Source organism: Arthrobacter sp. Leaf234 (assembly GCF_001422665.1).
GTDB lineage: Bacteria > Actinomycetota > Actinomycetes > Actinomycetales > Micrococcaceae > Arthrobacter_D.
Genome location: NZ_LMLU01000005.1, coordinates 249,201 through 274,730, shown reverse-complemented (window position 1 = coordinate 274,730; position 25,530 = coordinate 249,201). Strand labels below are relative to the sequence as shown.

Genomic DNA, 25,530 nt, shown 5'->3' with positions numbered 1-25,530 from the left:
CCGGAGGAAGGCGATTGACTTCCCCTCTTTATTTCTACGGTAGAAATAAAGATACTGTCAACGAGGAACCGAGCCTTAAGGAAGTGATGCCATGCAGGCGCTCATGTCCCTGTCGCTCCAGAGCCCGGCCCGGGCCCTCGCGCGCGAGGTGCTCGTTCGCGGGCCCATCTCCCGGGCGGACCTCGCGGCCCGCCTGGGCCTGTCCGTCGCGAGCCTCACCCGGCTCAGCAGGCCGCTGCTGGAGGCCGGCGTGCTGCGCGAATCGGAGGAAGCCACCGCGGCGGCCATAGGACGGCCCGTCCGGCCCCTCGAGATCAGCCCGGATGCGCACCGCTTCATCGGCGTCAAACTGACCGGCGACTCCGCAGCGGTGGTCGCCACGAACCTGAAGGCCGACGTCGTCGCCTCCGGCGAGCGCAGACTGCCCGACCACGGGGTCGGCGACGTCCTCGACACCATCGTGGAGGCCATCGCCGATCTCGGCCCGCTCTCCGGGTTCAGCGGGATCGGCGTGAGCATCGGCGGCAAGGTGGGCGCGGGCGGAGAGGTCCTCCGGGCTCCGTTCCTCGGCTGGCGGGACGTCCCCCTCGCCGATCTCCTGCACGAGCGGACCGGCCTGCCGGTCGTCGTCGAGAACGACGTCGTCGCCCTGACCATCGCGGAGCAGTGGTTCGGCGCGGGCCGTGGGGAGAAGCACTTCGCCGTCCTGACGGTCGGAGCGGGCGTGGGGTACGGACTGGTCATCAATGACACCGTCATCGCCCCTCCCGACGCCGGCCTCGGCCTGGCGGGGCACTACCCGCTGGATCCCTCCGGACCGCGCTGCAGCGAGGGACACCTCGGCTGCTCGTCCGCCGTCCTGACCATCCGCGCGATCCGCTCGCAGTTCACCGCGTCGACCGGGGAACAGCGGAGCTACGACGAGATCCTCGCGCTGGCGGTGGCCGGACATCCCGTCGCGGACCGCGTGGTGCGCTCCGCGGGCACGGCCCTGGGACTGCTGATCTCGGCGGTGGCCAACCTGACCATGGTGGACCTCGTGGTGCTCTCCGGCGAGGGCATGGACCTCGCCGAGGTCGCAGCACCGGCCGTGCAGGCCTCGATCGCCTATCACCGTGATCCGGAGGCCGTCCCGATCCGGCTGAGCCGCCAGCCGACCGACTTCGCCCAGTGGGCGCGGGGCGCGTCCGCCGTCGTCATCCAGCGCACCATCCTCGGCACCCTGCACTGATCGCGCTCCCCCGCTCGCGACGGGACGCGGGCCTCGGTCCGCGCGGAATTATTCAGCCTCCTGATCAATTGCACCCACATGACAACTATTGCGATCATCGGAGCAGGACGCGGCCTCGGAGCCGCCGTGGCACGGCGTTTCGGAGCCGAGGGGATGGCCGTGGCCCTCATCTCCCGCAGTCAGGGCAAGCTCGACTCCCTCGCGGAGGACCTGGGCAAGGAGGGCATCCACGCCCGGGGATTCGCCGCCGACGTGCGCGATCCCGCGTCCATCACCGCAGCGCTCGAGGCAGCCACGGAGACGCTCGGTCCTATCGAGGTCCTGCAGTACAGCCCGCTGCCGCAGAAGGACTTCATGCGGCCGGTCCTCGAGACCACGCCGGCCGACCTCAAGGGGCCCATCGAGTTCTCCATCTACGGACCCGTGGCCGCCGTCCACCAGGTGGTGCCCGGCATGCGCTTCCTCGGCGAGAACCGCGGGACCATCCTCTTCGTCAACGGCGGATCCGCCGTGAAGCCGGGCCGCGCGGTGACCGGCACCTCGATCGCGTTCGCCGGCCAGGCCGCCTACGCCCAGTTGCTGAACGAGGTGCTCGGCGAGGAGGGGATCCAGGTGTCGCAGCTCATCATCGGCGGCCGTATCATCGAGGGCGATCCGGAGAAGGACCCTGCGGTCCTCGCCGGGATCCTCTGGGACCTCCACACCCAGCGCTCCACGTTCCGCCACCAGGTCAGCGCCGACTGACCGGCCGGTACGCCGCACCGGCGGCCCGGACCACCCCGACGAACCCCTACCCGGAGGACTTCATGAAGATCGCACTGCTCGGCATCGGCCGCATGGGACACGAGCTCGGAGTGCACCTGCTCCAGGCCGGCCACGACCTCACGGTCTGGAACCGGACGCCCGCCGCCGCTGAGCGCCTCCGTGACGCCGGCGCCACGCACGCAGACTCCCCCGAGGCCGCGGTGCAGGAAGCCGACGTCGTCATGACGGTCCTCTTCGGTCCGGACACCGTCCGCGAGGTGGTGCTCTCGGGCCTGGAGATCCCGGCCGAGGCCGTCTGGTTCGACGTCACCACCGTCTCCCCCGAGGACGCCCGCGAGTTCGCCGACTACGCGACCGCCGCCGGCGTCCGCTACGTCCACGGACCCGTGATCGGGAGCCTCGCGCCGGCCCGGGCCGGGCAGCTGGGCGTCCTCCTCGGGGGCGCCGTGGAGGACATCGACGTCGTCGAGCCCCTCGCTGCCCTCTGGGCCGACGCCGAGCGCCTGCGGCGCGTGGCGACGCCGTCGGACGCCGCGACCGGGAAGCTGCTCGCCAACCTCGCCCTCGGGATCACGCTGCAGGGCCTGGTCGAGGCCCTGCGCCTCGGCAAGGCGAACGGGCTCGACGCCGCGGCGGTCCTGGACCTGCTGAAGGGCACGGGCCTCGGCGTGATCGCCGGGATGAAGGGCCCCGTCATCACGGGCGGGACCTTCGGCGACACCCAGTTCTCCGCGGATCTCCTGGCGAAGGATGCGCGCCTCATGCTGCGCTCCACGCCCGATCCCCTGCCCGCGGTCACGGCCGTCCTCCAGTCGCTCACCGAGGCACAGCGCGCCGGCGCGGGCGACGACGACATCGCGGTGATCGCGAAGCCCGAGCTGTAGCCGTCCGCCCGGTCCGAGCTCTCATAAGGGCATGTCTGCCCCTGCTGGCAGCGATGGCTCGCTACCCGCGCGGGGTTCCTCAAAGGGCGGGACGCACGTCCGAGAGAACCTGCGTCCCGTCCGCCGAGGCCTCAGTCGACCTGCGGGAAGCCGAGGTCGATCGCCGACGTGGACGGGTCCGGCCAGCGCGTGGTGACGACCTTCCCCCGCGTGTAGAAGCGGATGCTGTCCGGGCCGTACATGTGCGTGTCGCCGAACAGGGAGTCCTTCCAGCCGCCGAAGGAGTAGGTGCCCACCGGCACCGGGATGGGGACGTTGACGCCCACCATGCCAGCCTCGGCCTCGACCTCGAACTGCCGCGCCGCACCGCCGTCGCGCGTGAAGATCGCGACGCCGTTGCCGTACTGGTTCTCGTTCACGAGCCGGACGGCGTCGGCGTACGTCGCCACCCGGACCACCGAGAGCACGGGGCCGAAGATCTCGTCGTCGTACACCTTCATGCCCGGCTTCACGTGGTCCACGAGGGAGACGCCGATGAAGAAGCCGTCCGAGCCGAACTCCTGCTGCGTCCCGTCGACGACCACCGTGGCGCCCTCGGCCGATGCGCCGGTCACGTAGGACGCGACCCGGTCGCGGTGCTCGGCGGTGATGAGCGGTCCCATCTCGGACGACGGGTCGGTGCCGGGCCCGATCCTCAGGCCGGCCATGCGCGAGCGGACCGCCTCGACGAGATCGTCCGCGATGTCACCCACCGCGACCATGACGCTGATCGCCATGCAGCGCTCCCCCGCGGAGCCGTAGGCGGCGGAGATCGCGGCGTCGGCAGCCATGTCCAGGTCCGCGTCGGGCAGGACCACCATGTGGTTCTTCGCACCGCCCAGCGCCTGGACGCGCTTCCCGTTGGCGGCGGCCCGCGTGTAGATGGTCCTCGCGATCGGGGTGGAGCCGACGAAGCTCACCGCCTTCACGCCCGGGTGGTCGAGGATGGTCTCCACGGCCTCGCGATCACCGTGCACCACGTTCAGCACGCCGTTCGGCAGTCCCGCCTCGGTGAACAGCTCGGCGATGAACACGGACGAGGACGGATCCTTCTCGCTGGGCTTCAGCAGCACGGTGTTGCCGCAGGCGATCGCGCTGCCGATCATCCACAGCGGGACCATCGCCGGGAAGTTGAAGGGCGTGATGCAGGCGACGACGCCGACGGGCTGGCGGATCGAGTGCACGTCCACCCCCGTGGAGACCTGCTCGGACCGCTCGCCCTTCAGCATGTGGCCGAGTCCCGTGGCGAACTCGATGTTCTCGAGGCCGCGGGAGATCTCCCCCTCGGCGTCGGAGAGCACCTTGCCGTGCTCACTGGTGAGGATCGCCGCGAGCTCGGACTTCCGCTCGGTGAGCAGCTGCCGGACCCGGTAGAAGACCGCGGCACGCTTCGCGAGGCTCGCCGACCGCCAGCCGGGAAGGGCCGCCTCGGCAGCCCGGACCGCTTCGTCCACGCGCGCCGGCGAGGCCAGGGCCACTTCCTTTTCCTGCCGGCCCGTGGCGGGGTCGAACACGGGACCGAAGCGCTCGGCGTCGGCCACGCGTGCTCCGTTGATGTAGTGCGGGATCTGCTGCATGGGGGTGAGTCCTCTCGGGGGGATCAGAGCGAGCCGTCGACGAGTTTGATGATCATGGAGCAGTCCCTGCCGCCCTCGCCCTGGTCGATGAGGCGCTGGAAGAGCTGCTGGACGTGCTCGCCGATCTCGAGGGGCGTATCGGTGCCCCGCGCAGCGGCGATGGCGAGTCCGATGTCCTTGTTCGCCAGTTCGGTGGTGAAGGTGGGGGCGAAGTCGTTGTTCGACGCCGCCGTGTCGACGACGCCGGGCACCGGGTACCAGGTGCGCAGGGCCCAGCTGTCCCCGGAAGACACGGACGCGATGTCCCAGAACACCTGCTTGTCGAGGCCCAGGCGGTCGGCGAGCACGGCTCCCTCCGCGGTCGAGGCGAGGTTGACGAACAGCATCAGGTTGTTGCAGATCTTGGCGGCCTGCCCGGTGGTGGCCCCGCCCGTCGGGATGATGTTCCTCGCCATCGGCTCGATGAATCCGGTGGCTTCCTTCACCGCGCCGTCCTCGCCGCCGATCATGAACGTCAGGGTCGCGGCCTTCGCCCCGCTGATGCCGCCCGAGACCGGGGCGTCGACGAACCGGAAGCCCCGCTCCGCGGCGGCCTCGTGCAGCGCGGCTGCGGACTCGATGTCGATCGTCGAGGAGTCGATCAGGAGGGTCGAGGTGTCCGCGTGCGCGAGGACACCGTCCTCACCGAGGTAGACCGCCCGTGCGTGGTCCCCCTTCGGCAGCATCGTGAAGACCACGTCCGCGCCCTTGACGGCCCCGGCGATCCCCTCCACCGCCGTCACGCCCTCCGCCACTGCCGCCGCGACGGCGTCGGCGCTGAGGTCGAAACCCTGCACCGTGTGGCCCGCCCGCACCAGGTTGGCGGTCATCGGACCGCCCATGTTCCCGAGTCCTATCCAGCCGATCGTTGCCATGTCCAAGCTCCTTTGCTCGTGGGTGTCTCCATGTCAGCCTCTCCCGCTGTTACAGTGCGATCAAGGGAAGAAATCACAGACGGTGTGAACGTTTCTGCACAGGCGCGGACGGAGGAGGACCATGGTCGACGTCCGCCGCCTGCCGAGTCCGGACGATCTCCTCATCCTGCTGACCGTCGCCCGCCTGGGCCGCTTCAACGCCGTCGCGGAAGCACTCGGCACCACGCACACCACGATCTCCCGCCGGATCGTCGCCCTCGACCGGCAGCTGGGTGGACGCACCCTCGAGCGCTCTCCGCAGGGCTGGGAGCTCACCGCGCTCGGAGCGGACGCCGTCACCGCCGCCGAGGCGATCGAGCAGAGCCTCGGGGACCTCGAGGCGCGCCGCTCCAGGTCCGACGCCCTGACCGGGATGCTCCGCATCAGCACGCCCGACGGCTTCGGCGCCCGCTTCGTCACCCCCGCGCTCGTGCGGCTGCAGCAGGAGAACCCGCGGCTCGACGTGGAGATGCTCAGTGCCACGCGGAAGGCCAGCCAGAACCGCTCCGGCGTCGATCTCGAGGTGGTAGTTGGACGCACCGAGACCGCGACGGCGGAGCCCATCTTCCTCACCAACTACTTCCTGCGCCTCTATGCCGGGCCGGCGTACGCGGAGCGGCGCGGCCTGCCCGAGCGGCTCGAGGACATCCGGCACCACAGCTTCGTCTCCTACGTGGAGTCGGCGCTCCAGGTGCAGGAGCTCGGTCACCGCTCCTCCCAGCTGCCCCTGCCCGTCTCGTCCTTCCAGTCGACGAGCATCTTCGCCCAGGTCGAGGCGGTCCACGCGGGGGCGGGGATCGGCCTGCTGCCGAGCTTCATGGTGCCCGCCGGCTCCGCGCTGCTGCCGGTGCTCCACGACGGCTTCCACCGTCAGCTGCCCATCTGGGCGGTGGCGAGACCGGAGTCGCTCCGGTCCGCAGCCGTGCAGGTCGCGGTCGCGGCGATCCGTCGGGAGATCGGCGAGCGCGCGGACGAACTGGCCGCCTGACCGCTCGGCACGCACCGACACCTCGGGCGCCCACATCGCAGCATCACCGTCATGCCGCTCAGGGCACGGGACGACGACGGCGCGGGCCCGCCGCCGTCGTCGTCCCGTGTCATGGCCGTCGGACCGTTACTTCTTCGAGGCGGCGAGGAGGTCCGCCGTGCCGCGGGCGTCGGCCTCGTCCACGTCGAGCAGGGAGATGCCGCGGGTCTCCTTCAGCAGGAGCACGGCGACGATCGTCACGCAGCAGGCCAGGAGCAGGTAGATGGCCACCGGTGTCGAGGAGCCGTAGTCCCGCAGCAGGGTCGCGGCGATGATTGGAGCGAGTGAGCCGGCGACGATCGAGGTGACCTGGTATCCGAGCGACACCCCGGAGTAGCGCATGCGCGTGGGGAACATCTCGGCCATGATGGCCGGCTGTCCCGCGTACATGAGGGCGTGGAAGAAGAGCCCGATCGTCACGGCCGCGAGGATGATCAGGTCATTGCCGGTGTCCATCATCGGGAAGGCGAAGAAGCCCCAGGTCGCACCGAGGACGGCGCCGGCGAGGTACACCGGCTTCCGGCCGAAGCGGTCGGAGTACCGGCCGACGATCGGCACGGCGCAGAAGTGCAGGAAGTGCGCGACGAGCAGCAGCAGCAGGATCCGCGTACGGTCCTCCCCGACCACTGTGCTGAGGTAGGTGATGCTGAAGGTGACCACCAGGTAGTAGAGGATGTTCTCGGCGAAGCGCAGGCCCATGGCGGTGAAGACGCCGCGCGGGTAGCGCTTGAACACCTCGACGACGCCATAGCCCTTGGCCTCGTCGACGACCTCCTTGCGGGCCTCGAGAAAGATCGGGGCGTCATTGACCTTGGTGCGGATGTAGTAGCCGATGATCACGATCACGGCGGAGAGCCAGAAGGCCACGCGCCAGCCCCAGCCGAGGAAGGACGCCTCGTCGAGGACGGCCGACAGACCGAAGAGCACGCCGGTGGCGAGCAGGTTGCCCATGGGCACGGCGGACTGCGGCCAGCTCGACCAGAAACCGCGGCTCCTGCTCGGGCTGTGCTCGGCGACCAGCAGCACGGCACCGCCCCACTCGCCGCCCACCGCGAAGCCCTGGATGAAGCGCAGCACCACGAGGAGTCCGGGAGCCCAGTAGCCCACCTGGTCGAAGGTGGGTAGGCAACCCATGAGGAAGGTGGAGACGCCCACGAGGATGATGCTGACCTGGAGCAGCTGCTTGCGGCCGTACTTGTCGCCGAAGTGCCCGAAGACGATCCCGCCGATGGGCCGGGCGACGAAGCCGACGGCGTAGGTCAGGAACCCGGCGATGATCGCGTCGAGCTCGGAATCGGCGCTCGGGAAGAAGACGGTGGCGAAGACCAGCGTGGCCGCCGCGGCGTAGAGGAAGAACTCGTACCACTCGACCACGGTGCCGGCCATCGAGGCGACCACGACCTTCTTGAGACCCGACTGCTCGACGTCGGGCTCCTGCCGCTGCGGTGGTGTGTGCTGCGCTGAACTCATGCGGGCTGCTCCTTCGGTGTCTTCGTTGACACGGCCGGCCGTGACCGGCCTCCGCTGGCCGATGCGCACTGTGACGGAGCACACATCGGGGCGTTATGAGTATCGCGCTGCCCAGGGGGCTGATCAACGCCGATTAGTGCAGACCACTTCTGCATTTACGCACAGGAGGGGTCACCATCGCCGTCCGGCCCGCTCCCGGCGCACCGGCGTCGACCACGGCAACCGATGCGCCATGTGCACCGGCTCGGCCGCACCCGTGTGAGTGTCGGAGCTTCTGGGTACGGTACGCATATGGCTACCCCTGACACCCCCGGTCCCGATGCAACCCACCAGCGCCCCGAGGGCGTCTCCGACCTCACCGTCGAGGCCCTCGGAAAGCTCTCCGAAGCCCTGGAGGTCGTGGAGCACGCCCGCGGCTACCTCTACGGCTTCCACCGCCTCACCGGCAAGGCCGACCTCAACCTGTCCGATGCCGAGGACCTGTTCCGGAAGGCGGGCCACACCGAGATCGCGGACAAGCTGGCCACCGAGATCATCGGCCGCAACGTGATCGAGGGCCGGTGGACGTTCCAGATCATGGAGGACTACGACGACCACTACTACTCCGAGTTCAAGTCCTTCGAGAAGGAAGCCCGCGACTCGCTGGTCCAGGGCAAGCGGCACCTGTTCGAGGCGGAGATGAAGGAGGACCGCCGCACCAAGGGCAAGGAACACCACGAGGCGCTCCCCCCGGAGGCCTGAGCCGCTCCTGCCGTCGTCACCTCGCAAGACTGGTGTGTACATCTGTACGCATGATGCATACGATCGTACCCATCGGCATCGACGACGGCAGGTAACGCATGACCCGGCACGAATTCATCGAGGACGACGGACGCAGCATCCGCAGGCTCGCCCCGTGACGCCCGGTCCGGCCGCGCACAGGTCTGCGGACCGCGGGGCACCAGCCGCTCCTGCCGCAGGCGACCCGACGCGTGCCCGCCGCCACGACCCGCAGCGCCGCGAGCGGCTCATCGACGTGGCCCTCGGCGTCATCGCCGAGCACGGTGTCGCCGGCACCACGCACCGCCGCATCGCCGCTGCCGCAGATGTGCCGCTCGGCTCCATGACCTACCACTTCGACGGCATGGACGACCTCCTGCACGCGGCCTTCACCGTGCTCGCCGAGCGGACGGCGGACGTCTTCGACGCGACACTCTCCGCCGCCACCAGCAGGGCGGACGCCGCCGAGGCCGTCGTCGGGCTCATCACCGGCACTACCCTCACGTCGCCGGAGACCATGCTCGCCAGCCTCGAGCTGTATGCGCTGGCCGCCCGGCGTCCCGCGTTCCGCAGCATCACCGACGCCTGGATGGCGCGCAGCCGCGCCGCCCTGCACACCCACTTCGATCCGGAGACCGCACTCATGCTCGACGCACTCATCGAGGGCACCACGCTCCACCGCGCCCTCTCCCTCGACCCCATGGGCGTCGGGACGGTCCGCGCCGCGATCCTGAGGATCGTCCGGCCATGAGCGCCACCACCCCGACGCAGGAGACGGAGTACACACCCCGCCGCCTCGCCCGCGCGCGCTTCGCCGTCAGCGCCCTGTTCCTCGCCAACGGCGCCCTGTTCGCGAACATCCTGCCGCACTACCCGGCCATCAAGGACGGCCTGGACCTCAGCAACGCGGCGTTGGGCATCTCCGTGGCCGCGTTCCCGCTCGGTGCGATCACGGCGGGCCTGGCCTCGGGCGCCCTGGTCCGCCGCTTCCGGTCCTCCCGGGTCGCCACGGCAGGGACCTGGTTCATCGGGCTGTCGATCCTCCTCGCCGGGATCGCACCCTCCTGGGCGGTCCTCACCGTCACCCTGTTCCTGGCCGGGGCGATGGACGCGATCACCGACGTCGCCCAGAACTCCCACGGCCTCCGCGTGCAGAAGCTGTACCGGCGCTCCATCCTCAACTCCTTCCATGCCGTGTGGAGCATCGGCGCGGTGATCGGCGGGCTGATGGGCGCGGCGGCGGCGGGTCTCGCCGTTCCGCGCGGACTCCACCTGACGGTGTCCTTCGTGCTCTTCAGCGCCCTGACCCTCGTGAGCTACCGCCATCTCCTGCCCGGCGCCGAGCCCGCGGACCCGAAGGACCCTGCGGACCCTGCGGACACATCCGGCACCGCCGACGCGGCAGGTACCGGCACCGAGGGTGCCGGTGGTGCGCGGGCCCGACGGCGATCCCCCGCGACCGCCGGCATCCTGGCCGCCCTCGTGGTCATCGGGATCGCCGGAGCCCTCGTCGAGGATGCCGGCAGCACCTGGGCCGCGGTCTACCTCAGCACCTCCCTCGAGGCGACTCCGACCGTCGCCGGGCTCGGCTTCGTGGCGCTCGTTGGGCTGCAGTTCGTGGGACGGCTCTTCGGGGACCGCCTCGTGGACCGGTTCGGACAGCGTGCCGTGGCCCAGGCGGGCGGGGTGCTGACGGCGGCCGGCATGGGTATCGCGCTCCTCGTCCCGTCCGTGCCGCTCACCATCCTCGGCTTCGGCCTCGCCGGGCTCGGCGTCGCCACGCTGGTGCCCGCAGCCATGCACTCGGCGGACGAACTGCCGGGCCTGCGTACCGGGACGGGCCTGACCGTCATCAGCTGGCTCATGCGCCTCGGGTTCCTTCTCTCACCCCCGATCGTCGGGGCCATCGCGGACGTCTCCTCGCTCCGCGTGGGCCTGGTGGTGGTGCCGCTCGCCGGGATCCTCACCCTGCTCGCCTCCGGCGTGCTGCCGCGGAGGGTACACCCCCACCGCTGATGCCGTACGGCGCAAGCACTTCCGGGGAACGTCAGTACACTTCGAATATGTTGCGCATCCCCGCCGGGTCCCCGAGAATCCCACGTCCGTGACGCCGCCGAGCGGGGCCGCAGGCGCAGCGGTGCAGTCAGGACCTCCTCGCGTGACGGCCGGATCGCCCGCGGACACCTCGGACCCCTCGCTCCGGTTCCTCACGGACAGGGTCGAGGCCGTACGGGACTCCCTCCCCCGGACCCTCGAGCTCGCGCTGGACCTCGGCGCCGCGGTGCCCCTCCCCGGCTCGGGCCGCACCGCCGTGACCTGGCAGCTGCTGACCACCCTCGCCGCGGCGGACCTCACCGTGGCCCGCGTCGTCGAACCCCACCTCGATGCACTCGCCATCCTCGACCAGGCCGGACTGCCCGACGCGGCCGCTCCGGGCGGCCACGGAACCTGGGGCGTCTTCGCGGCCGAGCAGCCCGGCCTCGCCCTCACCGCCACCTCGGGGACGTGCGACGCCTGGACCCTGACCGGCACCAAGCCGTGGTGCTCCCTCGCCGGACACCTCGACCGCGCGGTCGTCACGGCACACCTGGACGACGGCGGCCGGCGGGCCTTCGCCGTGGACCTCCGCAGCGCCGGCGTCACGGCCGAGCCGGCGGGGACGTGGATCAGCCGTGGCCTGCCGACCGTCACGAGCGCGCCCGTCCGCTTCGACGGCGTCACGGCCACACCGATCGGCGGGACCGACTGGTACCTCACGCGGGACGGCTTCGCCTGGGGCGGCATCGGCGTCGCGGCCTGCTGGTACGGCGGAGCCCTCGGCATCGCCCGCACCCTGCTCGACGCCGCCCGGCGCCGCACCCCCGACCAGATCGCGCTGATGCACCTCGGCCGGGTGGACGCCGCCCTGCACGAGACGCGCACCCTGCTCACCCGGGCGGCGGACGAGGTGGACGCCGGCCGCGCCACCGGACAGGACGGAGCGCTCCTCGCGGCCCGCGTCCGCGCGACCGCCTTCCGCTGCGCCGAGCTCGTGCTCGACGCGGCCGCCCACGGCCTCGGCCCCGCGCCGCTGGCCTTCGACGACCGCCACGCCGGGCGCGTCGCGGACCTGCACCTCTACCTCCGCCAGCACCACGCCGAGCGTGACGACGCAGCCCTCGGCCGGCGCGTCCTCGAACGCGCGGCGGCGGGAGGTCCGGCATGGTGAGCTTCACGCACGACGGCGCAGGCACGCCGGAATCGCACTGGCGCACGTGGGAGCACGACCGCACCGCAGGCGACCTGCAGGTCGAAGCCCTGTTCGACGGCCGGCTCCCGGCCCGGTTCCTCCTGCTCGCAGCACACCCGGACGATGAGACCCTCGGCGCCGGCGGCCTCCTGGCGCGGCTCGCGCGCGACGGCGTCCGGTGCGACGTCGTCGTCCTCACCGACGGGGAGGGCTCGCACCCGGACTCCCCCACGCACACCCCGGCGCGGCTGGCCGAGGTGCGGCGCGAGGAGGTCCTGAACGCCGTCCAGGTGCTCGCACCCGCCGCCCGGGTGTCCTTCGAGGGATTGCCCGACGGCGGGGTGGCCGACGACGACGTCGCCGCCGTGCTGGGGCGCGAACTCGCCGACGGCGAGGACACCCGCACGCTCGTCGCCGCCCCATGGCGCAGTGACGGGCATCCCGACCACGACGCCGCGGGCCGGGCGGCGGCAGGGGTGTGCACCGAACGCGACATCCCCCTGCTCGAGTACCCGATCTGGCTCTGGCACTGGGGGTCCGTCGAGGAGCAGGAGGAGGAGCTCGACGGGATCCTCCTGCTGCCGCTCGGCGCGGAGGACCACACCCGGAAGGAGTCCGCGCTCGCCACGCACGTCTCCCAGACCCAGCCGCTCTCGGACGCGCCAGGCGACGAGGTCCTGCTGACGCCCGATGTGCTGGAGCACTTCAGCCGGAACGTCGAGGCGTTCTTCGTGACCGAGGGCCGCTCCACCTTCGAGCGGCTGCACCGCGACCACGCCGATCCCTGGGAGGTGGCCGAGCGGTTCTACGAGCAGCGCAAGCGCGCCCTGACCCTGGCCAGCCTGCCGCGGAGCCGCTTCTCCCGCACGCTGGAGATCGGTTGCTCCGTCGGGGCGCTGACCCGTGAGCTCGCGGCGATCTCGGACAACCTGCTGGCCCTCGACACGAGCGAGACCGCGGTCCGGCGCACCAACGAGGCGCTCGTCCTGGCGGACGCAGCCTCGGCCCGCCTCGCCACGGTGCCCCGCGACTGGCCGCGGGAGGACGGACCCTTCGACCTCGTGGTCCTGTCCGAGACCGGGTACTTCCTCTCGTCGGACCAGCTCGACGACGTCCTCCGGCTGATCCTCGGTTCCCTCGACGAGGACGGCGTCCTGGTCCTGTGCCACTGGCGCCACCCCATCGAGGGCTGGGAGCTGGACGGCGACGCGGTGCACGAGCGCGTCCGCCGGCAGTCCGGCCTGGCGACGCTGGCCCTCCACACCGAGGAGGACTTCCTCCTGGAGGTCCTCGTCCCCGCGCCGGCCGTTTCCGTGGCACGCCGCGAAGGCCTGCTGTGATCCCCGGCCACGTCGCCGTCGTCGTCCCCGCGCGCGACGAGGAGCAGTGGCTGCCCGCGTGCCTCGCCGCGATCGACACCGCGCGCGTGCATCTCCTGCGGACCGTCCCCCGCGTCCTGGTCTCGGTCACGGTGGTGCTCGATCGCTGTACCGACCGCTCCGAGGCCGCGGCCCGCAGCATGCCCGGTGTCTCCGTCATCGCCGGGAACTTCGGCTCGGTCGGTGCGGCACGCGCTGCCGGTGTGCGCTACGCCCTCGCCCGGTCCCGCAGCCAGCCTGCGCGCATGTGGTTGGCCAACACCGACGCGGACACGCTCGTCCCGCGCGACTGGCTGGTCGGCCACCACCGCCTCGGCTCCACGCACGACGTCGTCCTCGGCACGGTCCGCCCCACCCTGACCGCGGACAACGCGGACCGCCTGCAGCTCTGGTCGAAGGCGTACACACCCGACGACGGGCACCACCACGTCCACGGCGCCAACCTCGGTGTCCGCGGCAGCACCTACGAGGACATCGGCGGGTTCCGGGCGCTGGCCCAGGACGAGGACGTCGATCTCGTGCACCGTGCCCGGGAAGCCGGGGCGCGGTGGACCGCCTCAGGGGCGCTGCAGGTCACGACGTCGTCGCGCACCGTGGGACGCGTCCCCGCCGGCTTCTCGACCTACCTCGGAGCCCTCGGCGTGCGGGCGGTCTGACGTTTTTCCTGAATGTCCGGGGGATCTGTTAGACAGGACCTGTCATCAGCGGCCCGCCGTACGGAGCGGGTTGCGGGGCACTTCGGGGGGAAGAACACGGTCATGCGATTCGGGGAGATGCTGCGCCAGGCGCGCGGCGCCAAAGGGCTGACACAGGCCGAACTGGGGGCCGAGGTCTACTCCCCGAGCTTCATCTCCCTGCTGGAGCAGGGGCAACGCCAGCCGACGCCGGACATGGTGCGGCACTTCGCCGCACAGCTCGGCATGGACGTGCAGACGCTGGGCTGGTGGGTGGAATCTCCTGCCGCGGATGACCAGCCCGCGCTCGCGACCGCGATGTTCGCCGCGAACTACGCCCGGGACCTGCAGGACGATTCCCTCGCCGCCTCGGAGGCCGAGCACGCCGCCGTCATCGCCCACGAACAGCAGAACGCACCGGCCTGGTGGGACATGTCGATGCTCCAGGCGCAGTCCCTGATCTCCCGGCGTCGCCTCGAGGAGGCCGAGGCCGTACTCCGGCGCATGCACACCTCGTCCCTGCTGGCCCCGACACCCGAGATGTCCTCGATCGTCCTAGGACGTCTCTCGATCATCGCGCGGAGCCTCGGACGGCTCGACGAGGCCGTGGCGCTCGCGCAGGAGGCCGTGCAGATCGTCGAACACCTGGCGGACCATGACGCGTCCGTCCGCTTCCAGGCGACGTTCATCCTCATCGCCGCCCTGTCGGTGAAGGGCGACCTCGACGACGCGTGGGACGTCGCGACCGGCCTCGACCTGACACCCGATTCGGTGACGGTGCCGTCACTGCTCATCGCCCGGGGAGCCTGGGCCGTCGGCAACATCGCCTTCCGCCGGGGGAACATCGAGAAGGGCCGCGAATACCACGCACTCGCCGCACGGCTCCTCCTGCCGCAGGCCGATCTGGCCGCGTGGGCCCAGTTCCACCGATCGAGTGCCACCCTGCACCTGCAGGCAGGTCTCGCGGACGCGTCCGTCCGCCGTTCCCTGGACTTCGCCGAGCTCGGGTTCACGGTGATCGGCACGGAGGCGCAGCGGCTCGAACTCGCACTCGCGCTCGCCCGGTACGCTCTGCTGGTGGGCGACCTCGACACCGCCGGCCGCTTCCTGGGGACGGTGTCGGGGCAAAGGGAGCTTCTGGATTTCGAGACCCTGACAGACCTGGAGGAGTGCCTCGGGATGTACTACGCAGCCCTGGGCTCCAGCAGGCAGGCGGTGCACCACTTCGGGGAGGCGGCCCGCCTGCACGGGGAAGCCGGTGCCGACGAGAAGGCCCGTGAGCTGACGGACCAGATACGAGCGCTCGACGCCTGAAGCGACGATTCGGTCGTTCGGCCGTACGGGCTGTCGCCTACATCGACGCGAGCAGGGCCTCGCAGGCCTGCTCGCAGCGACGGCAGGCCTCGGCGCAGATCCGGCAGTGCTCATGCATGTCCGCGTGCTGCGAGCACTCGTCACCGCAGGCCGTGCAGGCCGCACGGCAGGCTTCGAGGACGGCGCGGCTCAGGTTCGCGTCGTACCCCGTGTGGCGGGACAGGATGCGCCCCGTCGTCACGCAGATGTCGGCGCAGTCGAGGTTGGTCCTGATGCATGTCCGCAGCTCGGCCACCATGTCCTCCGCAAGGCAGGCGTCCGCACAGGCCGAGCACGTCTGGGCGCAGTCGAAGCACGCTTCCAGGCAGGCGACCAGCAGATCGCGGTCGAAGCCGTCGCGGTCCTGCGGGTAGGTGTCGAGCATCGCACCGGCGTTCGTCATGGCAGACTCCTTCGGATCGGTCTCGTGCCCGGCCGGACACGCATTCGACAGTACGCTTACTACTTTCCGTTCCGCCACCAGATCCTCGGATCGGGACCGACCGGTGATCGTCAGCCCACAGGGCGGAAGCGCCGGATGCTGTAGACGATGAAGGCCGCAGCAAGGAGCCCGGAGAGGATCAGGCTCGAGCCGACACTCCAGCCACCGGGCAACCACCACCGTTCATCGAGCGGCCACCAGGCGGGCACCGGTGGGTTGAGACCCCAGAGGACACCGAGCAGCACCAGCACCAGGGCGCCGAGGAAGCTGATGACGATGTTCCGGATGCTCTTCACGCCCTGCGCCGCTGCGGCGAAGGCCTTGCGTTTGACGGGTTGCAACCAGCGCCGCGCCCATTCGTACTGCTGGGCGAGCACCGCGAGGCCTGCCACGAGCGCAAGGAGGCCGGGCCCGGGAAGCACGAGCGCCGCGAGGCCGACGACCACCAGCAGCCATCCGACCACCAGGCCGAGGATGCGGCCGACGCCGTGGGGGCGCGTCCGTCCGGCGAACACGGACCCGCGCCCGCGCCGTTGTCGAGGAGATCGTGCCATCACGAAGTACTCAGCCAGCTGTGCATTCCTCTATCGTTGAGGGGACACCAGATCGCGGCAAGGACTCCGACACCGCTCGGCACCGGGTTGCTCCCCCCTCGAGGAAGTGGTTCGGCATCAGGGTTCGTGACCGGCACGATCACTCGCAGACTTCCCGCCCGCAGGGCGGGCCGCTACAGAAGGAGAACATCATGATCGGATTCCTCGTCGCAGGCCTCATCATCGGGGCACTCGCCCGCCTCATCAAGCCGGGCAAGCAGAACCTCGGGCTGCTCGCGACCCTCCTGCTCGGCCTCGTCGGCTCCATCATCGGCGGGCTCATCGCGCAGTTCTTCAACACGGGCGGCATCTTCGAACTCAACGTCCTGGGCTTCGTCCTCGCCGTGATCGCCGCCGTGCTGCTCATCGGCGTCGCCGAGTCCCTCGCCGGTCGCCGCCGCGTCACGCGCTAGGGCCCATCGCGGCACGAAAGGGGCGGCTCCGGCCGCCCCTTCTTCGTGTCACCGGTCCGCCGCCGACGCCGCATTCCGCGCCGTGCAACGCCGTCCGGCGGATGCCGGCACGCCTCGGCCCTCCCGCTCGTTCACCCAGTACACGTGCCCCGAGAACTGTCACAGTGCAGGTGTAGCGTTGACACCAGATGGGGCACAGAAACGTTCGGAAGGCTCAATCATGAACAAGAACTGGCGCTGGCTCCCCGCCGGCATCGTCCCAGTCGTCATCGTCGCTGCCGCCGTAAGTGGGTCCGCAGTGGCCGAAGCCCAACCGCAACTCCCCGCGAAGACCGCGCAGGAGCTGCTCGAATTCGTCGCGACGAGCAGTGACGACGCCTACTCCGGCACGGTGGAACAGTCCTCGGACCTCGGCCTCCCGGACATCGGCATGGCTACTCCCCCGGGCGGGACCTCCAGCTCGGACCCGACCTCCATGGCCCTCGAACTGCTGACCGGCGACCACACCGCGCAGGTGTATGTCGACGGTCCGGACAAGGCACGTGTGCAGGTCCTCGATCAGCTCGCGCAGCGGGACGTCGTCGTGAACACCACCGACGCCTGGTACTACGACTCGCAGTCCAACGAGGCCACGCACGCCGTGCTGCCGGACCAGGACGCCGCGAAGGCCGAGCTCGAAGCGAAGCTGCAGCAGAAAGCTGCTGAATACCCGGAGCTGCAGAACGTCCCCCGCACACCCGCCGAACTGGCCCAGACCTTCCTCGCGAGGATCGACCCCAGCACCGAGGTGGCCGTGGACGGCACCAGCCGCGTCGCGGGACGCAGCGCGTACCAGCTCCTGCTCACCCCTGAGGACCCTGCAACACTGATCGGCTCCATCGCCGTCAGCGTCGACGCCGAGACAGGTGTGCCGCTGAGCGTCACCGTCCAGGCCAAGGGCCAGGAGGATCCGGCCTTCACGGCGGGCTTCAGCGCCGTCGACTTCAGCACCCCTGATGCCGGCATCTTCGACTTCACGCCTCCTGCCGGAGCCACCGTCACGGAAGCACCTACCGCGGACGAGGCCCGGGCGAAGCTGGAGGCAGAGGGAGCACCGGCCGAGACGCCGGAGCAGCCGACCGTCATCGGCGAGGACTGGAGCACCATCGTGGAGCTGCCCGCCGGCAGTGCGGGTCAGCTCGGCCTGGACCTCGGCGACGGGGAAGCCGCGGGAATGGGCGAGATCATGGAGATCAAGCCCGGCATGGACCCCGAGGAAGTCGCCGGAGCCCAGGCGCTCCTGCAGCAGGCACTCACCGAGGTGGACGGCGGCAAGGCCCTGCAGACCTCGCTCGTTTCGGTGCTCGTCACCGATGACGGCCGAATCCTCGCAGGCGCGGTCGGGGTCGACCAGCTCGTCGCCGCCGCCCAGCAGTGACCGGAGCACCACCGAGGTTCTCGAGCGGGCCCGCACGGACAGTGCGGGCCCGCTCGTGAGCGGGGACACCCTCGCGATCGAGACGCTCGGTCTGACCAAGGTCTTCGGCAGGCAGAAGGCCGTCAATGGCGTCGATCTCGCCGTTCCCCGTGGCTCGGTCTTCGGCTTCCTCGGCCCGAACGGTTCAGGCAAGACGACCACCATCCGCATGCTCCTCGGACTGGCTGCCGCATCGAGCGGGGAGATCCGCCTGCTCGACGGCGTCATGCCGAAGGATGCGCGGGCGGTCCTGCCGCGGGTCGGCGCCCTGGTCGAAGGCCCGGCCATCTACCCGTTCCTCTCGGGGCGCGCCAACCTGCAGCGCTTCGACGCCGCGGACCGCCACACCTCGCCCGCCACCCGGAACGCCCGCGTCGACGCCGCCCTCGAACGGGTGGGCCTCAGCCATGCCGCGAAGAAGCGGGCGCACGCCTACTCCCTCGGCATGAAGCAGAGACTCGGCATCGCGAACGCGCTGCTCGCCCCGCGGGACCTGCTCATCCTCGACGAGCCGACCAACGGACTCGATCCGCAGGGCACCCGGGAGGTCCGCAGCCTCATCCGGTCCCTGTCCGATGACGGCACCACCATCTTCGTCTCGAGCCACCTGCTGGCCGAGGTCGAGCAGATGTGCGACCGCATCGCGGTCATGAGCGCCGGTCAGCTGGTCGCCCAGGGCACCCTCGACGAGCTCAGGTCCGCAGGCACGGCTCGCGTCCGCGTGGCCACGCCGGACTTCGCGGACGCGCACCGCGTCCTCAGCGGACTCGGGCTGACGCCCGAACCGCACGGACGCGACGATGTCATCACGGCCGAACTCTCGGTACCCGGGCTCCTGCCCGAGACCGTCAACGCCGCACTCGTGCGTGCCGACGTGCGGGTCCGCGGCTTCGAAGCCAGCGGTGCCTCGCTCGAGGACCGTTTCGTCGCACTCACCGGAGAGGGGTTCGACGTTGCCGGCTGAATCCGCAGTCACCCGCCCACCTCGCGCCGGAGGATCGCTCGGGCTCACGCTCGTGCTGTCCGAGGTCACCGTGCTGTTCCGGAGGCTCCGCACGTGGGCGATGATCGGGGCGCTCGCGCTGATCCCCATCCTGATCGCCGTCGTCGTCCGCGTGTCCTCCGATGGTTCGGCCAGCGGCCGCGGACCCGCCTTCCTCAACAGCATCACGGAGAACGGCCTGTTCGTGTCGCTGACCGCGCTCACCGTCGCCATCCCGCTCTTCCTCCCGCTGACCATCGGGGTCGTGGCGGGCGATACCATCGCCGGCGAGGCGAACCTCGGCACCCTGCGGTACCTGCTGGTCGCTCCTGCCGGGCGCATCCGGCTGCTGCTCGTGAAGTACGCCGGCGCGGCCCTGTTCTGCTTCGTCGCCACGCTCACAGTCGTGATCACGGGCGCCATCATCGGCGCGCTGCTGTTCCCCGTGGGTCCGGTGACGCTGCTGTCCGGCGACACCGTGGGCATCGGCGGGTACTTCGGGCGGCTCCTGCTGCTCGCCCTCTACGTTACGGTGTCCCTCATGGGACTCAGCGCCATCGGCCTGTTCATCTCGACGCTCACCACCATCCCGGTCGGAGCGATGGCGGCGACCGCGGCGCTCGCGGCCGTCGCGCAGATCCTCGGAGCGCTGCCCCAACTGGAATGGCTTCACCCCTGGCTGTTCACGAACTACTGGCTGGGCTTCGCGGACTTCCTGCGGCAGCCCATCGTCTGGTCCTCCTTCATCGACAACGCCGTGCTGCAGACCGGGTACATCGCCGTCTTCGGCACGCTGGCCTACGGGCGGTTCAGCACCAAGGACATCCTGAGCTGACGGGGCTGCGGAAACCCTGAGGCAATCCTGCCGTCCCACGGCAGCTCGTGACGGATCCGCCCTGAGGACTCCCCGATAGATTCAAGGTGACCCGGGCGGGGCTTAGACCGCCCGGGTCACCTTGGGGCTGGACGGGTCCCGTCGGGAACCGATCGAACGGGCAGGAACAGGCGATGAGCATTGCCGAGCCGATGGAGGAGCACCCGGGGCTGATGACCGGGAAGACGGTCGGCCTCCTCATGCGGCGGGAGCCGGGACAGTCGGTCATGGAGGAAGTGCTGGCCCTCCAGTCCGGGCAGCCGGCCCGTGGACGCCTGCAGCGCCTCTTCGGAGCCAGCCCGCTCGGAGCCTCCGCCTGGCCCTGGTACCAGGGCGCGCTCGGGGAGCGCGCCGTCGGGCGGCGCCTGGCAGCCCTCGGCCCGGACTGGCGGGCGCTCCACGCCGTGCCGGTCGGCGAGAAGGGTTCCGACATCGACCACGTGGTGATCGGCCCCACCGGTGTCTACACGCTCAACACGAAGCATCACGCGGGCCAGGCCATCTGGACGGCGAAGGGCACGTTCATGGTGAACGGTGTGCGGCAGCCGCACGTCCGCAACGCCGAGCACGAAGCCACCAGGGCCGCGAAGCTCCTGGCCGCAGCGGTGTGCCATCAGGTCACCGTGGACGCGGCGATCGTCGTCGTCGGAGCCCGCAGGCTGACGGTCAAGGAGAAGCACAGCAGCGTCACCGTCCTGACCTCCGACCAGCTCCTCCGCTGGCTCACCCGTCGCCCCGTGGTCCTGACCGCCGACCACGTCGCCATCCTCGCAGCGGCAGCGGCCCAGCCGTCCACCTGGCGCCGCACGCCACCGGAGCTGCACTCGCCCGCCGACGTCGTCGCCCGGTTCTCTGCCCTCCAGCACCTGGTGCACCAGGCACGACGGCGGCGCATCGGCTGGCTCCTGGCCATGCCGGCCGCCGCCCTCGCCACCGTGGCCGGCGTCCTGCCGCCGTTCTGACCGGTCCGCCCCTCCCCTCCCGCCGAAAAGACACCCGTGCTCCATTTCCCCTCGACGAACACTGCCGCCCATACGGCCGCTCCGGCAGACGTGCACCGCCTGCATCAGCTTCTCGGCGACCACGTCTGGGCGTTCAGCAACTGTCGGGTCGACGCGCCGGGATTCCCGGTCGCCGAGGTGGACTGGCTCTTCTACAACGCGACCAGGGGCACGTTCATCCTCAGCGAGTGGAAACGGTACCCGGCGGCGGTCTCCCGGGTGCGGGACGTGGGCGAGCCGTGGGTCCTCGTGACCGGTGCCGGCGTGCCGAACCCGGTCGAACAGGTGGCGCGGCAACTCGACGCGGTCCGCAGGGTCCTCCGGCAGGTCGTCGCGAAGGACCACTTCCCGTCCGCTGACCTCGTCTCCATCAACCCCTTCCAGAGCGTCTACTCGCCGCAGGTCGGGCCGGCGACGCAGGAGGAGCGCCTGCGGTTCGGGGCGGTGCACGGATCGCTCGAGGAACTGGCCCGGACCATCGAGAGCCGCTCCTCGCCCGTACCGCTGGTGGTCGCGGCCGACGCGGGGAGGACCGCGCTCGCGGAGACACTGGCCGCACTGTTCCGCTGCGCCGTCTCGACCGTGATCCGCCGTAAGCTCGCGACCGGTACCGGTACGCCGGGCCCGCCGTCGAGGGTCGCTGCCATCCACCGCGAACTGGCGGCGCTGCATCTGGAACTCGCGGCGCTCGCCGAGCAGGAGCTCACGTCGGCAGCAGCACCCGCCCCGGAGGCAGCCGCGGTTCCGGTGCGACCGGCAGCAGCGGTTGCCGCACCGAAGGCGCCGGCGGGTGCCCCGGCCGTTGTGGCCACGCCACCAGCAGCACCTCCCGCCGCCGGAACGCCCAGGAGGACCACCTCGGTCAGCGGCCACCTGCGACGCCACGTCGTGCAGCACGTCCCACCGTCGGCCGGTCCCGAGCATGTCCGTGCGGCCTTCCTCGCTGCCCTGCAGGACGGGCAGCTACGCGCGAGCGGAGTGCACGTGGGGCAATTCGGTGCGCTTGTGGGGCAGCGCCTCGACCGGGACAGGAAGCTCGCGAGCCTTGCCCTCGGCGGCCTCGTGACGTGGTGCCTCGCGCAGGCGGCGGCGGCAGGAGTCGGGGTGGTCAAGGATCCGGTGGACCCGTCGGTCGTCCGGCTCGCACGCCGCACGTGAGCCAGGAGAGGAGTACGAGGCAGCCCACCCTGAGTACGCCTAGGATCAGGACGGCGGGCATCGAGTCCGACACATCGAGGGGGAACCGCATGAACCAGATCGTCCACGACCGGCCGGAACAGCTCCAGATGATCCTCGCGGGCCTGCTGCAGGGCGAGCAGGTCATCGCGGTGTACGACTGCATCGGTGTCGGCACGGGATTCATCGGGCTGACGAACCAGCGCGTGATCCTGCAGGACAAGAGCTTCGTCGGCAACAAGGTGGCGCTGACGTCAGTGCCCTATCGGAACATCCAGGCCGTGTCGATGCTGACGAACAAGTCGATGCTCGGCAAGTTCGCGTCGAGCTCGTCCATCGCCGTCTCCGCGGGGTCCAAGGCGTTCGAGGCCGACTTCCGGGGTGACGAGAAGGCGAAGCACGCCCACGACGTCATCCTCTGGCACATCATCAACCGATGAGCTGTCGTGACGGAGCTCCTACAGGGCCGGCGCCCGCTTCGCCCAGCCCGTCGCCTGCTCGAACGCGTACGCGACCTGCAGGAGTCCGACGTCGCTCCCGTACGGCATCGCGAGCTGCAGCCCGACCGGCAGGCCGCCCTCGCTGAAGCCTGCCGGGACCGAGACCGCCGGCAGGCCGGTTGCCGAGACGAGGCACGCCGAGCGCATCCAGTCGAGGTACGTCGCGAAGTCGACGCCGTTGACCGACGTCGGGTACCGCGACACCGCGTCGAAGGGCATCACCTGCGCGGCAGGGCTTGCGAAGACGTCGTACCTGCCGAAGTAGCGGCGCACGCTGGTGTCGAGCCGGGTCCGGGCGAGGGCTGCGTCCACCAGGTCCTGCGCCGTCAGCTTCCGCCCCTGCTCGATGTTCCACCGGATCTCCAGCTTGATCGCGTTACCGTGCTTCGCAGCCAGTTCACCGAGTCCGAGCACGAAGTCGAAGGCGCGCGTCGTCCCGAACACCTGGTCGGCGTCGCGCAGGTCCGGGGCCGCCTCCTCGACGGTCGCGCCGAGGTCCGTGAAGACCTGCAGCTGCCCCTCGAGCACCCGGAGCACCTCGCGGTCCACCGGCACGCCGAGACCGAAGTCCGGTGACCACCCGATCCGCAGGCCCGTGAGATCCCGCTGCAGCGGATCGATGAAGGAGCCGGTGACGGGGTAGCCGAACGGGCTCGCCGGATCGGACCCGGCGATCGCGGTCATCCCCAGGGCGATGTCGTCGACGTCGCGCGCCATCAGCCCGTGCCGCGAGAGCCACGCCCAGGCGTTGCGCGTGGGCAGCGACGGCACCACGCCGATGGACGGCCGGTAGCCGACGACATTGCAGAAGGACGCCGGGATGCGCAGTGACCCGCCCATGTCGCTGCCCTCGCCCAGCGGCTGGATGCGTGCCGCGATCGACGCCGCCACTCCCCCGCTGCTACCCCCGGCACTGCGGCTCGTGTCGTAGGGATTCAGGGTCGTCCCGAAGACCTCGTTGAAGGTGTGCGATCCGGCGGCGAACTCCGGCACATTGGTCTTGCCGGTGGTGACGACTCCGGCCTTTTTGAGGCGCCTGATGATGAGGTCGTCGAACGTCGGCACGAAGTCCTTGAAGATCGCCGACCCCTGTGTGGTCCGCAGTCCCCGCGTGTTATGGGTGTCCTTGTGCGTCATCGGCAGGCCGTGGAGCAGCGGAAGATCAGCGCCCGACGTCGTCAGCCGGTCCGCCGCGGCCGCGAGCGCCGCCGCACCCTCCCGGTCCTCCGTGATGACCGCATTGATCGACCCGTTGACGGCGTCGATCCGCGCGACGTGTGCGTCGAGCGCCTCCCGCGCGGACACCTCGCGACGGCGGATGGCACCGGTCAGCTCGACGGCGGACAGCTCGTGCAGCGCAGCGCTCACGCCGTCGTTCCCACCCTGGACAGCAGCGCGGTCATCGCCGCGCGGACGCCGGTGGTCAGGGTCGGCTCGATCACCGGTGCGAAGAACGGCGAGTGGTTGCCGGGCGGGGTGCCGGCGTCGAGCCTGTCCTGCGCGTGCCCGCCGAAGAACCAGTAGACGCTGGGGACGCCGATGGCCTCGGCGAGGAGGCCGAAGTCCTCGCTGCCCATGACGGGCGGCGCCTCGATGACGGCGTCCTCGCCCAGCACCTCGCCGAGCACGGCCATCAGGTCCGTGGTGGACGAGGGGTCGTTGTAGCACTGGGGGAAGCTGGTGATCTCCTCGATGGTCGGCTCCGGCGCACCGGACGCCGCGGCCTCGGCGCTGATGATCCGCCGGAGCGAGGCCAGCACGCGGTCCCGCACCTCGGGATCGAACGTCCGCACGTTGAGGGTGAACTCCGCCGAGGCGGGGATGATGTTCTCCTTGAGCCCGCCGTGGAACGTGCCGATCGTGACGACGGCCGACTTCATGGGGTGCACCTCCCGCGAGACGATCGTCTGGATGCGGACCACCATGTGGGCGCCGAGCACGATGGGGTCGATCGACTGCTCGGGCTGCGAACCGTGGGCCTGCCTGCCGTGCACCGTGACCCGCCAGGAGTCGGCCATCGCCATCGCCGTACCCTTGCTGATGTTCACGGTCCCGGCCAGTCCGGGCCAGACGTGCTGCCCGTAGATGATGGACGGCTTCGGCGCCTTGTCCCACAGCCCGTCCTCGACCATCGCCTCGGCGCCCTCACCGATCTCCTCACCGGGCTGAAAGATGAACACCACCGTGCCGGCCCACGCCTCGCGGTGCTCGGTCAGCAGCTGTGCCGCTGTCAGGCCGACGGTGATGTGCGTGTCGTGGCCGCAGCCGTGCATCACCGGGACGTCCGTCCCGTCGGCCAGGGTGCCCGTCGACGTGCTCGCGTAGTCGAGGCCCGTGTCCTCCTGCATGGGCAGGCCGTCCGTGTCGGCTCGGTAGCCGACCACCGGTCCGTCGCCGTTGCGCAGGATCCCGACGACGCCGGTTCCTCCGCACATGAACGTCTCCAGTCCGAGGTGCGTGAGCTTCTCGAGGATGAAGGCCGCGGTGTGCGTCTCCTGCATGGAGAGCTCGGGGTGCGCGTGCAGGTGCCGGTACAGCTCGTGCATCGCGGTGGTGTGCGCATCGGAGAGGTCGAAGACGGCGGTGTCGATGGTCATGGTGTCCTTTCGAATGACGTGGCCCGTGCACGAGTACATCAGGTGGTGGTTCCCCGACGCGAGAGCGGGCCCCGGAACTCCGACCTCGACACTGCGTCCACGGTGACGCGTGGCCCTCCCCGATAGGCCATGATGGCTTCGACTCCTTCTCTGGCG

At 70.5% G+C, this 25,530-nt stretch carries 25 protein-coding genes; 18 read left to right on the top strand and 7 right to left on the bottom strand.

What is annotated here, in order from left to right; genetic code table 11:
- The first annotated feature begins 91 nt into the window (after positions 1-91).
- The 3 genes from ASF21_RS09110 to ASF21_RS09100 all read left to right on the top strand — a co-directional run bounded on the left by ASF21_RS09110 (position 92) and on the right by ASF21_RS09100 (position 2,880).
- On the top strand, positions 92-1,231 hold the full coding sequence (locus ASF21_RS09110) for an ROK family protein (RefSeq protein ID WP_157365827.1): 1,140 nt from the start codon (positions 92-94) through the stop codon (positions 1,229-1,231).
- A gap of 78 nt (positions 1,232-1,309) precedes the next feature.
- Positions 1,310-1,975, top strand: coding sequence for an SDR family NAD(P)-dependent oxidoreductase (locus tag ASF21_RS09105; RefSeq protein ID WP_055769874.1), 666 nt, complete (start codon positions 1,310-1,312; stop codon positions 1,973-1,975).
- Positions 1,976-2,037: 62 nt separating this feature from the next.
- Positions 2,038-2,880 (top strand): NAD(P)-dependent oxidoreductase, encoded by an 843-nt coding sequence (locus ASF21_RS09100; protein ID WP_055769872.1) that lies wholly within the window; start codon positions 2,038-2,040, stop codon positions 2,878-2,880.
- 131 nt (positions 2,881-3,011) lie between these two features.
- On the opposite strand, the gene ASF21_RS09095 is transcribed toward ASF21_RS09100, so the two are convergent.
- Positions 3,012-4,496, bottom strand: coding sequence for a CoA-acylating methylmalonate-semialdehyde dehydrogenase (locus tag ASF21_RS09095; RefSeq protein WP_055769869.1), 1,485 nt, complete (start codon positions 4,494-4,496; stop codon positions 3,012-3,014).
- A 23-nt stretch (positions 4,497-4,519) separates the two neighbouring features.
- Positions 4,520-5,410: a 3-hydroxyisobutyrate dehydrogenase gene (gene mmsB, locus ASF21_RS09090; protein ID WP_055769867.1), complete on the bottom strand. Its 891-nt coding sequence runs from the start codon at positions 5,408-5,410 to the stop codon at positions 4,520-4,522.
- A gap of 121 nt (positions 5,411-5,531) precedes the next feature.
- On the opposite strand from mmsB, the gene ASF21_RS09085 reads away from it, so the two are divergent.
- Positions 5,532-6,437 (top strand): LysR family transcriptional regulator, encoded by a 906-nt coding sequence (locus ASF21_RS09085; protein ID WP_055769865.1) that lies wholly within the window; start codon positions 5,532-5,534, stop codon positions 6,435-6,437.
- A gap of 126 nt (positions 6,438-6,563) precedes the next feature.
- Here the strand turns inward: ASF21_RS09085 and ASF21_RS09080 are convergent, their stop codons facing one another.
- Positions 6,564-7,946 carry an MFS transporter gene (locus ASF21_RS09080; protein WP_055769863.1) on the bottom strand — a complete coding sequence of 461 codons (1,383 nt, stop codon included), beginning with the start codon at positions 7,944-7,946 and terminating at the stop codon, positions 6,564-6,566.
- Between the two features lie 291 nt (positions 7,947-8,237).
- On the opposite strand from ASF21_RS09080, the gene ASF21_RS09075 reads away from it, so the two are divergent.
- From ASF21_RS09075 to ASF21_RS09045, 7 genes are all read left to right on the top strand, one after another.
- A complete protein-coding gene (locus ASF21_RS09075) occupies positions 8,238-8,687 on the top strand; it encodes a hypothetical protein (protein WP_055769861.1) in 450 nt (149 codons plus the stop codon).
- Positions 8,688-8,841: 154 nt separating this feature from the next.
- On the top strand, positions 8,842-9,456 hold the full coding sequence (locus ASF21_RS09070) for a TetR/AcrR family transcriptional regulator (RefSeq protein ID WP_082471398.1): 615 nt from the start codon (positions 8,842-8,844) through the stop codon (positions 9,454-9,456).
- Positions 9,453-10,721: an MFS transporter gene (locus ASF21_RS09065; protein ID WP_055769859.1), complete on the top strand. Its 1,269-nt coding sequence runs from the start codon at positions 9,453-9,455 to the stop codon at positions 10,719-10,721. The genes ASF21_RS09070 and ASF21_RS09065 overlap by 4 nt, the downstream gene beginning before the upstream one ends.
- 142 nt (positions 10,722-10,863) lie before the next feature.
- Complete coding sequence (locus tag ASF21_RS09060) at positions 10,864-11,913, top strand: acyl-CoA dehydrogenase family protein (protein ID WP_157365826.1); 1,050 nt, start codon at positions 10,864-10,866, stop codon at positions 11,911-11,913.
- On the top strand, positions 11,907-13,274 hold the full coding sequence (locus tag ASF21_RS09055) for a bifunctional PIG-L family deacetylase/class I SAM-dependent methyltransferase (RefSeq protein WP_055769858.1): 1,368 nt from the start codon (positions 11,907-11,909) through the stop codon (positions 13,272-13,274). The genes ASF21_RS09060 and ASF21_RS09055 overlap by 7 nt, the downstream gene beginning before the upstream one ends.
- Positions 13,271-13,969, top strand: a complete 699-nt coding sequence (locus ASF21_RS09050) for a glycosyltransferase (protein WP_055769856.1) — start codon at positions 13,271-13,273, stop codon at positions 13,967-13,969. Before ASF21_RS09055 ends, ASF21_RS09050 begins: the two co-directional genes overlap by 4 nt.
- A 102-nt stretch (positions 13,970-14,071) precedes the next feature.
- Positions 14,072-15,301: a helix-turn-helix domain-containing protein gene (locus tag ASF21_RS09045; protein ID WP_055769854.1), complete on the top strand. Its 1,230-nt coding sequence runs from the start codon at positions 14,072-14,074 to the stop codon at positions 15,299-15,301.
- A 37-nt stretch (positions 15,302-15,338) separates the two neighbouring features.
- Here the strand turns inward: ASF21_RS09045 and ASF21_RS09040 are convergent, their stop codons facing one another.
- Positions 15,339-15,743, bottom strand: a complete 405-nt coding sequence (locus ASF21_RS09040; protein ID WP_055769852.1) for a four-helix bundle copper-binding protein — start codon at positions 15,741-15,743, stop codon at positions 15,339-15,341.
- A gap of 110 nt (positions 15,744-15,853) precedes the next feature.
- Positions 15,854-16,336, bottom strand: coding sequence for a PGPGW domain-containing protein (locus ASF21_RS09035; protein WP_082471396.1), 483 nt, complete (start codon positions 16,334-16,336; stop codon positions 15,854-15,856).
- A gap of 191 nt (positions 16,337-16,527) precedes the next feature.
- Between ASF21_RS09035 and ASF21_RS09030 the strand changes: the two genes are divergently transcribed.
- From ASF21_RS09030 to ASF21_RS09000, 7 genes are all read left to right on the top strand, one after another.
- Complete coding sequence (locus ASF21_RS09030) at positions 16,528-16,788, top strand: GlsB/YeaQ/YmgE family stress response membrane protein (protein WP_055769848.1); 261 nt, start codon at positions 16,528-16,530, stop codon at positions 16,786-16,788.
- A 220-nt stretch (positions 16,789-17,008) separates the two neighbouring features.
- Positions 17,009-18,205 (top strand): LolA family protein, encoded by a 1,197-nt coding sequence (locus tag ASF21_RS17030; RefSeq protein ID WP_055769846.1) that lies wholly within the window; start codon positions 17,009-17,011, stop codon positions 18,203-18,205.
- Positions 18,141-19,208 (top strand): ABC transporter ATP-binding protein, encoded by a 1,068-nt coding sequence (locus tag ASF21_RS17315; protein ID WP_235498733.1) that lies wholly within the window; start codon positions 18,141-18,143, stop codon positions 19,206-19,208. The genes ASF21_RS17030 and ASF21_RS17315 overlap by 65 nt, the downstream gene beginning before the upstream one ends.
- Positions 19,198-20,061, top strand: coding sequence for an ABC transporter permease (locus ASF21_RS09015; RefSeq protein ID WP_235498732.1), 864 nt, complete (start codon positions 19,198-19,200; stop codon positions 20,059-20,061). The genes ASF21_RS17315 and ASF21_RS09015 overlap by 11 nt, the downstream gene beginning before the upstream one ends.
- Positions 20,062-20,234: 173 nt before the next feature.
- Complete coding sequence (locus ASF21_RS09010) at positions 20,235-21,062, top strand: nuclease-related domain-containing protein (RefSeq protein WP_235498731.1); 828 nt, start codon at positions 20,235-20,237, stop codon at positions 21,060-21,062.
- Between the two features lie 36 nt (positions 21,063-21,098).
- Positions 21,099-22,259, top strand: coding sequence for a hypothetical protein (locus ASF21_RS09005; RefSeq protein ID WP_055769842.1), 1,161 nt, complete (start codon positions 21,099-21,101; stop codon positions 22,257-22,259).
- Positions 22,260-22,348: 89 nt separating this feature from the next.
- Complete coding sequence (locus tag ASF21_RS09000) at positions 22,349-22,717, top strand: PH domain-containing protein (RefSeq protein ID WP_055769840.1); 369 nt, start codon at positions 22,349-22,351, stop codon at positions 22,715-22,717.
- Positions 22,718-22,735: 18 nt separating this feature from the next.
- Here ASF21_RS09000 and ASF21_RS08995 read toward each other — a convergent pair whose 3' ends face one another.
- Both ASF21_RS08995 and ASF21_RS08990 read right to left on the bottom strand, forming a co-directional pair.
- Entirely contained in the window at positions 22,736-24,145 is a 1,410-nt protein-coding gene (locus tag ASF21_RS08995; RefSeq protein WP_055769838.1) for an amidase, read from the bottom strand.
- Positions 24,142-25,374 carry an amidohydrolase gene (locus tag ASF21_RS08990; protein ID WP_055769836.1) on the bottom strand — a complete coding sequence of 411 codons (1,233 nt, stop codon included), beginning with the start codon at positions 25,372-25,374 and terminating at the stop codon, positions 24,142-24,144. The genes ASF21_RS08995 and ASF21_RS08990 overlap by 4 nt, the downstream gene beginning before the upstream one ends.
- Between the last annotated feature and the right edge of the window lie 156 nt (positions 25,375-25,530).

Bases quoted from the DNA above. Each gene is read 5' to 3' on its own strand.
- ASF21_RS09110 (WP_157365827.1), top strand. From the start codon at position 92: ATGCAGGCGCTCATGTCCCTGTCGCTCCAGAGCCCGGCCCGGGCCCTC.
- ASF21_RS09105 (WP_055769874.1), top strand. From the start codon at position 1,310: ATGACAACTATTGCGATCATCGGAGCAGGACGCGGCCTCGGAGCCGCC.
- ASF21_RS09100 (WP_055769872.1), top strand. From the start codon at position 2,038: ATGAAGATCGCACTGCTCGGCATCGGCCGCATGGGACACGAGCTCGGA.
- ASF21_RS09095 (WP_055769869.1), bottom strand. From the start codon at position 4,496: ATGCAGCAGATCCCGCACTACATCAACGGAGCACGCGTGGCCGACGCC.
- mmsB (WP_055769867.1), bottom strand. From the start codon at position 5,410: ATGGCAACGATCGGCTGGATAGGACTCGGGAACATGGGCGGTCCGATG.
- ASF21_RS09085 (WP_055769865.1), top strand. From the start codon at position 5,532: ATGGTCGACGTCCGCCGCCTGCCGAGTCCGGACGATCTCCTCATCCTG.
- ASF21_RS09080 (WP_055769863.1), bottom strand. From the start codon at position 7,946: ATGAGTTCAGCGCAGCACACACCACCGCAGCGGCAGGAGCCCGACGTC.
- ASF21_RS09075 (WP_055769861.1), top strand. From the start codon at position 8,238: ATGGCTACCCCTGACACCCCCGGTCCCGATGCAACCCACCAGCGCCCC.
- ASF21_RS09065 (WP_055769859.1), top strand. From the start codon at position 9,453: ATGAGCGCCACCACCCCGACGCAGGAGACGGAGTACACACCCCGCCGC.
- ASF21_RS09055 (WP_055769858.1), top strand. From the start codon at position 11,907: ATGGTGAGCTTCACGCACGACGGCGCAGGCACGCCGGAATCGCACTGG.
- ASF21_RS09045 (WP_055769854.1), top strand. From the start codon at position 14,072: ATGCGATTCGGGGAGATGCTGCGCCAGGCGCGCGGCGCCAAAGGGCTG.
- ASF21_RS09040 (WP_055769852.1), bottom strand. From the start codon at position 15,743: ATGACGAACGCCGGTGCGATGCTCGACACCTACCCGCAGGACCGCGAC.
- ASF21_RS09035 (WP_082471396.1), bottom strand. From the start codon at position 16,336: ATGGCACGATCTCCTCGACAACGGCGCGGGCGCGGGTCCGTGTTCGCC.
- ASF21_RS09030 (WP_055769848.1), top strand. From the start codon at position 16,528: ATGATCGGATTCCTCGTCGCAGGCCTCATCATCGGGGCACTCGCCCGC.
- ASF21_RS17030 (WP_055769846.1), top strand. From the start codon at position 17,009: ATGAACAAGAACTGGCGCTGGCTCCCCGCCGGCATCGTCCCAGTCGTC.
- ASF21_RS17315 (WP_235498733.1), top strand. From the start codon at position 18,141: ATGACGGCCGAATCCTCGCAGGCGCGGTCGGGGTCGACCAGCTCGTCG.
- ASF21_RS09010 (WP_235498731.1), top strand. From the start codon at position 20,235: ATGAGCATTGCCGAGCCGATGGAGGAGCACCCGGGGCTGATGACCGGG.
- ASF21_RS09000 (WP_055769840.1), top strand. From the start codon at position 22,349: ATGAACCAGATCGTCCACGACCGGCCGGAACAGCTCCAGATGATCCTC.
- ASF21_RS08990 (WP_055769836.1), bottom strand. From the start codon at position 25,374: ATGACCATCGACACCGCCGTCTTCGACCTCTCCGATGCGCACACCACC.